This is a genomic window from Nonomuraea sp. NPDC059007 (genome assembly GCF_042740555.1).
Lineage (GTDB): Bacteria > Actinomycetota > Actinomycetes > Streptosporangiales > Streptosporangiaceae > Nonomuraea.
The window spans coordinates 100,736-111,403 of sequence record NZ_JBHYJD010000038.1 but is presented as its reverse complement, the minus strand read 5'-3'; the positions used below and the strand labels follow the sequence as shown (position 1 = coordinate 111,403).

Annotated in this window: 14 protein-coding genes and 1 pseudogene; 7 read left to right on the top strand and 8 right to left on the bottom strand. The window is 66.3% G+C overall.

The genetic code is table 11. The annotated features are described in order from the left end of the window. Positions 1-312 (top strand): annotated as a pseudogene (locus tag ACFWY5_RS42640) (hypothetical protein); the annotation flags it as partial. 392 nt (positions 313-704) lie between these two features. Beyond that, on the top strand, positions 705-848 hold the full coding sequence (locus ACFWY5_RS42635; protein WP_379625327.1) for a hypothetical protein: 144 nt from the start codon (positions 705-707) through the stop codon (positions 846-848). 378 nt (positions 849-1,226) lie between these two features. Here ACFWY5_RS42635 and ACFWY5_RS42630 read toward each other — a convergent pair whose 3' ends face one another. After that, on the bottom strand, positions 1,227-1,886 hold the full coding sequence (locus ACFWY5_RS42630) for a response regulator (RefSeq protein ID WP_379625325.1): 660 nt from the start codon (positions 1,884-1,886) through the stop codon (positions 1,227-1,229). Further along, on the bottom strand, positions 1,883-3,031 hold the full coding sequence (locus ACFWY5_RS42625; RefSeq protein WP_379638240.1) for a sensor histidine kinase: 1,149 nt from the start codon (positions 3,029-3,031) through the stop codon (positions 1,883-1,885). The genes ACFWY5_RS42630 and ACFWY5_RS42625 overlap by 4 nt, the downstream gene beginning before the upstream one ends. 165 nt (positions 3,032-3,196) lie before the next feature. Here ACFWY5_RS42625 and ACFWY5_RS42620 point away from each other — a divergent pair, with 165 nt between their 5' ends. Next, positions 3,197-3,961 (top strand): CPBP family intramembrane glutamic endopeptidase, encoded by a 765-nt coding sequence (locus ACFWY5_RS42620; protein ID WP_379638239.1) that lies wholly within the window; start codon positions 3,197-3,199, stop codon positions 3,959-3,961. Positions 3,962-4,180: 219 nt separating this feature from the next. Here the strand turns inward: ACFWY5_RS42620 and ACFWY5_RS42615 are convergent, their stop codons facing one another. The 3 genes from ACFWY5_RS42615 to ACFWY5_RS42605 form a co-directional block, all read right to left on the bottom strand. Next, on the bottom strand, positions 4,181-4,609 hold the full coding sequence (locus ACFWY5_RS42615; protein WP_379625319.1) for a hypothetical protein: 429 nt from the start codon (positions 4,607-4,609) through the stop codon (positions 4,181-4,183). Between the two features lie 509 nt (positions 4,610-5,118). After that, positions 5,119-5,535 carry a type II toxin-antitoxin system VapC family toxin gene (locus ACFWY5_RS42610; protein WP_379625317.1) on the bottom strand — a complete coding sequence of 139 codons (417 nt, stop codon included), beginning with the start codon at positions 5,533-5,535 and terminating at the stop codon, positions 5,119-5,121. Then, entirely contained in the window at positions 5,511-5,816 is a 306-nt protein-coding gene (locus ACFWY5_RS42605) for a hypothetical protein (RefSeq protein ID WP_379625315.1), read from the bottom strand. The genes ACFWY5_RS42610 and ACFWY5_RS42605 overlap by 25 nt, the downstream gene beginning before the upstream one ends. Before the next feature lie 241 nt (positions 5,817-6,057). Here ACFWY5_RS42605 and ACFWY5_RS42600 point away from each other — a divergent pair, with 241 nt between their 5' ends. Together ACFWY5_RS42600 and ACFWY5_RS42595 are read left to right on the top strand one after the other, a co-directional pair. Then, positions 6,058-6,687, top strand: a complete 630-nt coding sequence (locus ACFWY5_RS42600) for a class I SAM-dependent DNA methyltransferase (RefSeq protein WP_379625313.1) — start codon at positions 6,058-6,060, stop codon at positions 6,685-6,687. A 60-nt stretch (positions 6,688-6,747) separates the two neighbouring features. Then, a protein-coding gene (locus tag ACFWY5_RS42595) for an IS5 family transposase (protein ID WP_379638243.1) occupies positions 6,748-7,646 on the top strand; the annotation gives its coding sequence in 2 pieces (ribosomal slippage) (positions 6,748-7,090 and positions 7,090-7,646; 900 coding nt in all). Positions 7,647-7,693: 47 nt separating this feature from the next. On the opposite strand, the gene ACFWY5_RS42590 is transcribed toward ACFWY5_RS42595, so the two are convergent. From ACFWY5_RS42590 to msrA, 3 genes are read right to left on the bottom strand one after another with little or no spacing between them, the layout of a single operon-like run. After that, on the bottom strand, positions 7,694-8,212 hold the full coding sequence (locus ACFWY5_RS42590; RefSeq protein ID WP_379638238.1) for a type II toxin-antitoxin system RelE/ParE family toxin: 519 nt from the start codon (positions 8,210-8,212) through the stop codon (positions 7,694-7,696). A gap of 3 nt (positions 8,213-8,215) precedes the next feature. Further along, positions 8,216-8,524 carry a type II toxin-antitoxin system prevent-host-death family antitoxin gene (locus tag ACFWY5_RS42585; RefSeq protein ID WP_379625309.1) on the bottom strand — a complete coding sequence of 103 codons (309 nt, stop codon included), beginning with the start codon at positions 8,522-8,524 and terminating at the stop codon, positions 8,216-8,218. A gap of 55 nt (positions 8,525-8,579) precedes the next feature. Beyond that, positions 8,580-9,239, bottom strand: a complete 660-nt coding sequence (gene msrA, locus ACFWY5_RS42580; RefSeq protein WP_379625307.1) for a peptide-methionine (S)-S-oxide reductase MsrA — start codon at positions 9,237-9,239, stop codon at positions 8,580-8,582. Between the two features lie 124 nt (positions 9,240-9,363). Here msrA and rarD point away from each other — a divergent pair, with 124 nt between their 5' ends. Continuing rightward, positions 9,364-10,281 carry an EamA family transporter RarD gene (rarD, locus tag ACFWY5_RS42575; protein WP_379625305.1) on the top strand — a complete coding sequence of 306 codons (918 nt, stop codon included), beginning with the start codon at positions 9,364-9,366 and terminating at the stop codon, positions 10,279-10,281. Positions 10,282-10,283: 2 nt separating this feature from the next. Next, positions 10,284-10,668: hypothetical protein (locus tag ACFWY5_RS42570; RefSeq protein WP_379638237.1), on the top strand; the 385-nt coding region annotated here is incomplete at its 3' end.

The following is a 10,668-nucleotide window of genomic DNA, read 5'->3' as shown; positions in this document are numbered from 1 at the left end:
CGCACGATCAGCCTGCTGGAGGTGCACGTCCACGACCCCGCTCGCCTTCTCGCCGCGGCCACCGCGACGGGCTGGAGGCCGTTCGACGCCGAGGACCTCGACGAGGACGACAGCCAGGACGTCGTCGGAGCCGTCATGCACTTCGTCAACGGCCCCGAGTTCCTGCCCGGCGCCGACCAGCTGATGGACGCCATGCAGGCGCGGCTGCTGCGCGTCGACAGGGGCGATGAGGTGAGCGACTGGAGTACCGCGCCCGTGACAGCGAGCTTCGACACGGGAACGAGGTCCGACCCCGACGACCGGACCGACTGATCGCTACCTCACCGGCATGTCGGCGCGGCCGAGCACGAGATCACCTCGGCTGCGCCAGGGGTTCACACGCCTAACTTGTTGTTCATCGTCCGGACTGTTGGAGTGCCGCGAGGGTGCGGGGCTCTCAAGACTGCCTGGTCGTCGGCCACCAGCACCTTGACCACAGCGGCAACCTCGCCGTCACCCGGAAACCACGCACCGGGCTCGGCCCCGAAGGCATCCGGTGGCTCTTGCCCAGTGAGGTTGACCGCGGCCAAGGTCTGCGCCGGCATCGACCTCCCCGACCCGCTGCCAGACGTCGGTGAAGAACGCTTCGTTTGAGGCCCAGCCTCGTGAGGCACCTCGGATCAAGTTCCGGCCACGGGGTCCTCTGGCGGTTCAGTGTTCCTGGTGTGAATCGCAAGACCGCCGCCGTTGGCGGGCCGGAACCCCAGTCTATGGAGCCCGGGATCGTCGACCGCGGTGACCAGGCGCAGACCGCCGACCTCGGCTATCTCGCAGACCACGACACGAACCAGCGCGTCGCGCACCTCTGATGGGACACCGGGCCGGATGTGCACCAGGTCGAGACGGGCGATGGTGCGTCGCTTGTCCTCCCAGGACGCGGCTGCCTGACGGCGTAAGGCTCCCGCGGGCGTTGTCGACGCGGGCATGAAGCCAGCAGGCAAGCCTGGCCTCGACGATCAGTCGTCTGGGTATGACGACATCCATCCCCTCCTGGGCCAGCCAGGAGCCGGCCTCGGTCAGAGCCTGGGCAACCGGCAGCGATCCCAGGTCCGGGACGGCGAAATGCCCAGCATCGTCGAGTGCAACCGAACCGATGTAGACGTTGTTCTGGGCACGCAATTCCCTGAACCTCCCTGCTTCGTGGCGCCAGAGGCGTTCCCCCCGTGAACGCGCATCGGCGCCTGGGGTCATGGTGCGGCCCGCCGTACCTCCTGGAGACGCAGCGCGAGCTGGGTGCGATCGCGAAGATGGTACTTGCGGAGCAGGCTGGTGACGTGGTTCTTCACCGTTCCCTCAGTGAGGAGCAACCGGGCGGCGATCTCTTTGTTCGTGGCTCCGGTCGAGATCAATTCGGCCACCTGGACCTCTCGCGCCGACAGTCGCTCATCGTCTGCCAGCGCGCCGGGCGGCACCGGTGCCGCCGAGCGGCGGATTTCGGTGACCAGCCGGGCGGCTATGGGGGAGGCCAGCACGGTCTCGCCGCGGCCGACTCGCCGGATGGCATCGACCAGTTCCTCCGGCGTGCAGTCCTTGAGCAGGTAGCCGACGGCACCACCCCGCAACGCCCCGAAGATGTACCCGTCCTCGTCGAACGTGCTGAGCACGAGCGCGGCAACCGCCGGATATCGTGCCGACAAGAGGGTGATCAGCTCGACGCCGTTCATCCCGGGCATCCTGGCGTCCACAAGCGCCACGTCCGGATGACATTGCCCGGCCGTACGCAGAGCCTCCTCACCGTCCGCGGCCTCGCCGACGACCTCGATGCTGTCCTCGATGTCCAGCATCTTCCGCAGGCCCTGGCGGATCAGCTCCTGGTCGTCGGCCAGCAGTACCCGGATCGTGCTCACAGCGCCGCCCCCGCGCCGGCGGGCAGTTCCGCCCGTACCTCGAACCCACCACCGGGACGATCACCCGTGGTCAGCGTGCCGCCCACCGCCCGGGTGCGTTCGGCGAGCGAGTGCAGGCCGAACCCACCCCGCGCCCGGCGGTCGCGGCCCCTGCCGTCGTCGGCCACCGTCAGTACGACCCGGTCATCGCGGAAGGCGAGGATGCCCTGTACCTGGCGGGCATCTGCGTGCCGGACGGCGTTGGCGAGGCCCTCTTGCAGGACCCGATACAGGACGAGTTCGACGTCGGGATCCAGCGGTAGCTCGCCGCCCTCGACTTCGAAGGAGACCTCGAGCCCCGTGCCGTCGAACGACGCCGCCAGCTGTTGCAGGGCCGCGCTGCCGACGTGCCCGTCGAGCGCGAGCGGGCGCAGCGCCCGGACCCAGCGGCGGGCGTCCGTCAGCGCGTGCTTCGTGAGGTCCTTCGCCTGACGCACCTCCTCCCAGGCGGCGTCGGGACGCCGGGAGCGGAACCGTTCCGCGTTTTCCAGGCCCATTTTGATCACCGTTAAGTGATGGCCGACGGAATCGTGCATCTCCGCGCCCATCCGGGCTCGTTCCTGCGCGATCGTCAGCTCCCTGACCCGGGCCAGCAGCCGCTGCGCATCCTCACGTCTGCGCCGAGCCTCCAGCACAGCCGACGTCATGCCCAGGACGAAGACGGCGAACACGATGATCGGCACGGTCTGCGTCACGGCGTCCCGGACGCTGCCTCCGAACACCGTCATGACCGAGACGAACGCACCACAGCACATGCAGCCGACGATCACAGCGGCCGTCCGCATGCCGTGCACGAACGCCACGTTCGCGAAGGCTATGAGCGTGAGCAGCAGGTGGATCCCGTCCGCGCCGACCGGCCCCAACGTCAACGTCGCCGTCAGGAACACCACCGCCGCCGACCCTCGCCACCCACCGGTGCGACGCCACGGCAGCACCAGCCACAGGGCGGTCACCAGCGACAGGTTGACGCTGAACGCCAGGATCTGGCCGCTTGAGGAGTCGGACATGTCGAAACCGGCCGCGTATGCGACGGCGGTGGCGGCGAGCACCACCCAGAACACGAAACTCAACAGCGGCGGCGGACCGGTGTCACGCAGCCCGACCATGGCTGACGGTTGATGAGGACTCGGTACGAGACGGCGCAGCACGGTCCGACCTTAGTTTCTCCCGCGGCCGGTGTGATCCTCCCTGAGAACCCATGACCAACGTCATGATCGGCTCCTCCCTGGAACCGATGCCCGGCGACGGCCGGCTTCCTAGCATGGCGGTCCATGAAGGCCACCCACCCCGTCTGGGCTGTGCTGATCACGGTCGTTGCCACGTTCGTGCAGCTGATCGTCGGCACGGCTCCCGTTGCGCTGCTCGTCGATCCCGAGGATGTCCTCTACCGGCCGCTCGGCATGATCGGCATCACACTGGCCTCGCTCGGACTGGTTTATCTCATCCGCCGCTTCCTCGGCCGCCAATCGTGGCAAGGCGTGGGTCTCACGCTCTCCTGGCGGGTCGCGCCTCAGTTACTGCTGGGTACGGCGGTGGCCGCGGGCGCGGTGAGCACCGCCAACGCGTTGTCGGTGGCGCTCGGCGTGGCCGCCTGGGATGGCGAGAACACGATTGCGGCACAGCTGCCGTACCTGCCGCTCTCGATTGCCTTCGCCCTGCTCAGCCAGGCATTCCCGGAAGAACTGCTGTGGCGTGGTCATCTCTTCGACACACTTTCCGGCCGGTTGTCCTCGCGAACGGTGCTCATCGTGGTGTCGGTGGGCTTCGGCGTGCTGCACATCATCTCCTACAGCCCGGCCGACACGCCTGTCGAGCGTGTGCTCTATGTGTTGCCGGCGACTGCGCTCGGTTTCGCCTGCGCGGCCGCGCGAGTCCGTACGCAAACGCTGTGGATGGCGGTGGGCGTGCACCTCGGTTTCCATCTCGGCGAGATGCTGACACCCACTCACGACATCCGCTACGACGCTCAACTGATCATCTTGACCGGCGTGCTCTCCTTGGCCGGGCTGCTCATCCTGGTCGCCCGCCGGAGATGACGCCATGTGGCGGATCGGGAAAACTGGCACACATGGTCGGCGTCTCCGAACGCACGTTGCGCCACTACGCGAAATCGGCCTGCTCGTTCCCGCCCGGCACCGACCAGGGCGTCCACGCCCCAGCCGCCGACCCCGGTAGCGGAGCAGCCAGACGAGCTGGGTGACGTCGGCGGCTTCGAGCATGCGATTCAGGCTGCTTCGACGAGGTATGCCACACCGTCAGGTACGGCCTGCAGGGCTGAAGTCGGTGCAGGCGCGGTTGGACGAGGACGAACTGCACACCTTCACCCAGATCTTCTTGCCCTCGGTGTAGTTCTGCTTGTACTTCCCTTCGCCGGTGAAGACCGCGGTCCCGCTCCCGGCGACCTTCACGTAGGCGACAGGCGCCTTGCCGCCGTTGTCGAACACCTCGACGACGTCACCCTCGTCGGTGTACCGGACTCCGGCGACCAGGTTGGACGCGCGCTCACAGGACTGCCTGCAGATCCACGCCTCCGTCTGACCGGAGCCGTAGCTCGCCGAGCAGACCCAGTTGGGCTTGGACGGATAGCACTTGTTCGGGTCGGCCTGGGCCGCCCCGCTGCCGCCGATCAGCATCGCGGCCCCCATGAGGGTTCCTGCGCAGATCGCGGCGAGCTTCTTGATCATCTGATCTCCCCATACATCCGGCTTGAGCGATGAACATGGGGAGTCTAGGGAAACCGGCTTTCGATCCCCTTTACCGCCGCACAGACCAAGGTGCCGTGATCACCACATGGCGTGGAAGCGGTGCACGGGACCGGGCTCGCAGCACCTACCGCATGCCCTGCCTCCGGCAGACGCGGTGATCGTCGCTCCTGCCACCTTCACACGATCACCGACTGGGCCAACGGCATCTCCGACATCTTGGCTGTCGGACTGCTCCGCGAAGTCATGGGCTTCGACATGCCGATCCTGGCACTCCCGATGCTCAAGACCGCGCTCGCCCATCCAACACAATCTGCAGGTCCTCGGGAGATGAGCGTCCGGAAGTGGGGGCAGAGGTCTTTGCAACATGATTCCGGCCCGTGATCGGCATCGGGCCAAGCCGAGCGATCAGGGGCCAGATGTCGCAGGTCTACGCGTCGCCGGTGGTCAGACCGATGCCCGTGGGTGCACAGTGGCCATGATGCCGCAAGTCACACGGTGACCAGCTTCACCGATTTCCCGCATAGTTTGCTCATGTCATCGACGTCCGATGTGAGCATGACGGCTGGCTTTACGGCATTCAAGGCCGTAGCGGCAACCACGGCATCGATGGCGTACTTATGGCCGTGCATCCGAGACGCACGAAGCAACTCGATCGCGATCAGGCTGATCTCCTCGCTTACAGGCTCCACTCGGAGCCGCGACAGATACCAGCGGAGGCGATCCGTCTTGGCTTTCACGTGCTGGGCCTCCACGGGGGTCAACGCACTGACCACCACTCGGAAGTCGTTCCCCTGCGCCTCCCTGACATACGCGGTGACCTGCGGATCAGCCTGACACCACTTCGACAGCCCCTCGCAATCCAGAACCAGCGTCCCGGCACTCAACCGGCTTCGTGTGCGCGCCATTCGCCGCCCTCCCGGAGTTCAGGCGCGGACTTCACTTCGCGGAACAGGGCGGCCGCCTCGTCACGCATCACCTGCGGGATCGGCTCTGCGGCCTCCTCATTCGCCTGTAGCGCTTCTTCCAGGAGGTCGCGCTCGATCTGACGCTCAACAGCGGCGTCAACGTAGGCCGAGAACCCCCGAGAACCCACTCGTTCCTTGACCGCCCGAATGTTGCCCGCCCTCAGCGACACGCTCACCTTTGCGGCGGGCCCTTCTCCAGGGTGATATTTCTGTTCTGGCATAGCCACACCTCAAGTTTACTACTCGAAGTAGCAATACCACTAGGTGCTGTCGCCGGGTGTCGTGAGTCCCGTTGGGCAGGACCACTCAGACGGGTCACCCAGCTTGACATTGGTACTGCCGTTCGGGACCTTGAACTAGGGCCTATCCCGTGATCATGTGATCGGACAGTCAGACCTTAAGGGGTTGGGGGACACGGGGCCGAGAAACTGCGAACGTGCGCGGATGCTAGTTTCCTTCCCCGTGATGGAACATCAGGACGACACCAGGGCGGCCTACGACGGGGTCGTCGAGCTGTATGCGTCGATGTTTGCTAATCAGTTGGAGACGCAGCCGTTCTCGCGGAACATGATCGGTACCTTCGCTGAGCTGGTGCGCGGGACGGGGAACCTGCGGGCAGTCGACGTCGGGTGCGGGCCTGGACATCTGACGGCCATGCTGCACGATCTGGGGCTGGACGCCTTCGGGCTCGACCTCTCCCCGGGCATGGTCGACCACGCCCGGCGGGCCCATCCGGCGCTGCGGTTTGATGAGGCGCGGATGGAGGCCCTGCCGGTCGAGGACGGCGCGCTCGGCGGCGTGCTGGCCCACTACTCGATGATCCACACCCCTCCTGGGGATTTGCCCGCGCTGCTCGCCGAGCAGGTGCGTGTGCTGGCACCGGGCGGCCTGCTCCTGGTCTCGTTCTTCGCGACCGACGGATCGGAGCCGGTCCGCTTCGACCACAAGGTGACGCCCGCCTATAGCTGGCCAGCGGACCGGTTCGTCGAGTTGCTGGCCGGGGCCGGGCTCGTCCCGTTCGCCCGGCTGCTCCACGACCCGGCCTCAGAGCGGGGCTTCCTCGACGCCCACTTGCTGGCCCGCCTCCCCTAGATCGTGCCCGTGGCCTTTGGGGGCGTTTTGGTGTAGATCATCCATGTGGATGGGGAACGTCTGAAGCGTCATGATCTGACGGATGCGGAGTGGCTGCTGTTGGAGCCGCTGCTGCCGTCGCAGACCGTGCATGGAGCTCGGTGGAGTGATCATCGGACGGTGATGAACGGGATCTTCCATCGGACGCGTACGGCCACGCCGTGGCGTGACCTGCCGCCCTGTTATGGCAGGTGGAAGACGGTCTACAACCGGCATCGCCGGTGGTCGCTGGATGGGACGTGGGAGCGGATCCTGGACGGGCTGCGGGCGGGCTGCGACGAGGTCGAGGGCGAGGATTGGACGGTCAGCGCGGACTCGACTGTGGTCCGCGCGCACCAGCACGCGGCCGGGGCACGGCACGCTCCGGCCGTCGACCTGCCTTCAAAGGGGCTTGCAAAGATCACGAGGTGACGTCGGCGGGTCGGGAGGCCCTGGGACGGTCACGGGGCGGGTTGTCCACGAAGATTCATCTGGTGGCCGATCGGCGGTGCCGACCGATCAGCCGGATCCTCACCCCGGGCCAGTACGCGGACTGCCCGAAGTTCATCCCGCTGCTGAAGTCCATCCGCATCCCGCGCCGTGGCCCTGGACGACCCCGCAACCGGCCGGCCAGGGCGATGGCCGACAAGGCCTACTCCTCTCGCGCCAACCGCCGCTACCTGCGCAAACGCAACATCAAGGCCGTCATCCCGATGAAGAAGGACCAGGCCGCCAACCGCACGAGACTCGGCTCCAAAGGCGGCAGGCCCCCGGTCTTCGACCGGGAGGCCTACAAAGAACGCAACACCGTCGAGCGCTGCGTGAACAAACTCCGCCAGCATCGTGCCGTGGCCACTCGCTACGACAAACGACAACGCATCTACCAGGGCACCATCGACGTCGCCTCGATCCGCATCTGGCTCCGCGACCCCGTCACATGATCACGGGACACGGCCTAGTACTTCGCTTCGGGCAGTAGATGCACGACCTAATGAGGCTTGGACCGGTACTCAGCCCACGTGTCGACCGCCTCTTGAAGGTCAAGAGCGGCAACGTCCTCGCGCGCAATCCCGACCGTGGAGATCAACCGGTCCGCGAGCCAATCCGGAACCGGTTCCCTTGCAGGTGCTTTCTCCACTCGAATGTGATCAGCCAACGTGCCGAGGCGTTCGATCACCTGGCCGAGCCGGATGATCTCGGGGCGGCCTGCACCCGCCTCGCGGACCCTCGCCGTCGCCTCCGCGTACACTTCCGCGTCGGCACGTTCACCGACAGCCCACACCTCACAGATCTCCACCGACTTGTCCTCGGTGATGCGGTAGACGACACGCCAGGTGTTGCGACCGACCACCAGCTTCCGGAAACCGGTCAGTTCCCCGCCAAGCGGGTAACCAGCTTCAGGGTTGTCCAGAAGGAGAAGGATCTTCTTGAGTATCTTGGGCACCGCGTCTGGGCCAATGCGCCGGAGGTCGTCGACTGCCGACGCCGTGAAGACGACGTCGGACACGATTCACTCATCGTCCGGGAGCGCGGACAGCGACTCGCGAGTATGCCCGAAAGCGGCCAGCACCTCATCGAGCGAGGCCCGCTCCCCCGTGTCGGTGGCCGATCGGGCGAGCACAAGCGCAAGATCCCGCAAATCGGCCGCTGCTTCCTCCAACTCATTGAGTCGGCGAATGCTCACCACGGCCGCCACGGGCTGATGCCGACGGGTGACCACCAGATCGGCCCCGTGCTCCGCATCAGCCACCAGGCGGGCAACGCCTCGCTGGGCCGCCTCTGTGACACTCAGCTCAGTAGCGTCGCGCAGAACAGTCATGCATCAACTGTACATCTTTCTATACAGAACCGCAGGCTCTTGCCTGAGCATCGCCTCACGCGTCGCCGGACGTCAGACCCACCGGACACGCGACTCCGGTTCCGCCGATGCCGCAGTAGCCGTTCGGGACCTTGAACAAGTACTGCTGGTGATAGTCCTCGGCAAAGAAGAACTCTGGGGCCGGGGCGATCTCTGTGGTGATTTCGTCGTAGCCGGATGCCTTCAGGACGGCCTGGTAGGCGTCTCGGGATGCCAGAGCTGACTTCTCCTGCTCGGGCGAGTGGTAGTAGATCGCCGATCGGTACTGGGTGCCGACGTCGTTGCCCTGGCGCATGCCCTGGGTCGGGTCGTGGTTTTCCCAGAAGAGCTTGAGCAGCTCCTCGTACGACACCTTGGCCGGGTCGTACACCACGCGGACCGCCTCCGTGTGGCCGGTGGCGCCGGTGCAGACCTCTTCGTAGGTGGGGTTCTCGGTGTAGCCGCCCTGGTAGCCGACCGCGGTCGTGTACACGCCTTCGGTCTGCCAGAACTTGCGCTCGGCGCCCCAGAAACAGCCGAGGCCGAAGTCGGCGATCTCCAGCCCCTCCGGGTACGGCGGCGCCAGCGGAGCATCGAGTACGGCGTGCCGCGAGGGCACGGGGATCCGGGTGGAGCGCCCCGGCAGGGCCTCCTCCTGACGGACCATCGATGTCTTGTTGCCGAACAGCCAACCCATGGTGCACCTCCTGGTTTCCACCCTACAGACCGGAACACAGGTGCAAACCGTTAAGACAACCTAAATAATCCCACATAGTAGTACGCGTTTGTATTTAAGCATGTAATGTCCGAAAATGGGCTACATGCCTGACGAGAAGCGTGGTGTGTTGTTCGGGGTCGCGGCCTACGCGATGTGGGGACTGTTCCCCCTCTACTGGCCGCTGCTCAAGCCCTCGGGGGCGCTTGAGATCCTCGCCCACCGCATGGCGTGGTCGTTGGTGGCCGTGGTCGTCATCCTCGCGGTCAGGCGGCACTGGTCGTGGTTCAGGGAGTTGCTGAAGCAGCCCAGGAAGCTCGTCCTGCTGGCCCTGGCCGCCGTGATCATCACGGTCAACTGGGGCACCTACATCTACGCGGTCAACACCGGCCACGTCGTCGAGGCGGCCTTGGGGTACTTCATCAACCCGCTGGTCAGCGTGTTGTTCGGTGTGCTGCTGCTGCGCGAACGGCTGCGGCCGCTGCAGTGGGCGGCGGTGGGGTTCGGCATGCTGGCGGTGGTCGTGCTCACCCTCGACTACGGCCGGCTGCCGTGGATCGCGCTCACGCTGGCCGTCAGCTTCGGTGTGTACGGGCTGGTCAAGAAGCAGGCCAACGTCGGCGCCGCCGAGAGCCTCACCGTCGAGACCCTGGTCCTGCTCACGCCCGCCCTCGGCTACCTCGTCTTCCTGGAGGCCTCGGGCCAGGCCACCTTCGGCCACACCAACCCCGGCCACGCGCTCCTGCTCGCCGGGGCAGGGCTGATCACCGCGATTCCGCTGATGTTCTTCACCGCCTCGGCCATCAGGGTGCCGCTGAGCACGATCGGCGTCCTGCAGTACATCGCGCCGATCCTGCAGTTCCTGTGCGGCGTGCTGATCGTCAAGGAGACCATGCCGCCGAGCCGCTGGATCGGCTTCTCGATCGTGTGGCTGGCCCTGTCGGTCTTCACCTACGACAGCATCAGCGCCGCGCGGGCCAACCGGAAGCGGGCCGCCGCCGAGCTGGTCAAGACTGCGGCCTGACCGTGCTCGACGGCATCTACGCCGGAGACGAGCAGGTCTTCCGCTTCTATCCCGACGGTCTCGTCCTGGATGTTCTGGTACGGCCGGTCCCCACCCCCCAGAGCGGAGCGCTCATCGCCACCTGGCTCCGCCGGGAGGACCCGCCGGCCGGCGTCCACACGGCCCGCTACACGCGCGACGGCGGCGCGTACACCTTCGAGACCGGAAGCCATCTCAGAGACGAGCAGGTCGTCGTCCGGGCGACCAAGGCCAAGGATCATCTGGTCGTGGGCCCCCCCGCCGGCGGGGGGGACACCCGCCCCCCAACCGGTTATAGGGGGATTAAAGAGAAAAAAAACAGGGGGCGCCACCCCCCAGTAGCGCAAAGCCCGCCACCCGAGCGTAGCC

Bases quoted from the DNA above. Each gene is read 5' to 3' on its own strand.
- ACFWY5_RS42625 (WP_379638240.1), bottom strand. From the start codon at position 3,031: ATGGTCGGGCTGCGTGACACCGGTCCGCCGCCGCTGTTGAGTTTCGTG.
- ACFWY5_RS42620 (WP_379638239.1), top strand. From the start codon at position 3,197: ATGAAGGCCACCCACCCCGTCTGGGCTGTGCTGATCACGGTCGTTGCC.
- ACFWY5_RS42615 (WP_379625319.1), bottom strand. From the start codon at position 4,609: ATGATCAAGAAGCTCGCCGCGATCTGCGCAGGAACCCTCATGGGGGCC.
- ACFWY5_RS42610 (WP_379625317.1), bottom strand. From the start codon at position 5,535: ATGGCGCGCACACGAAGCCGGTTGAGTGCCGGGACGCTGGTTCTGGAT.
- ACFWY5_RS42605 (WP_379625315.1), bottom strand. From the start codon at position 5,816: ATGCCAGAACAGAAATATCACCCTGGAGAAGGGCCCGCCGCAAAGGTG.
- ACFWY5_RS42585 (WP_379625309.1), bottom strand. From the start codon at position 8,524: ATGACTGTTCTGCGCGACGCTACTGAGCTGAGTGTCACAGAGGCGGCC.
- msrA (WP_379625307.1), bottom strand. From the start codon at position 9,239: ATGGGTTGGCTGTTCGGCAACAAGACATCGATGGTCCGTCAGGAGGAG.
- rarD (WP_379625305.1), top strand. From the start codon at position 9,364: ATGCCTGACGAGAAGCGTGGTGTGTTGTTCGGGGTCGCGGCCTACGCG.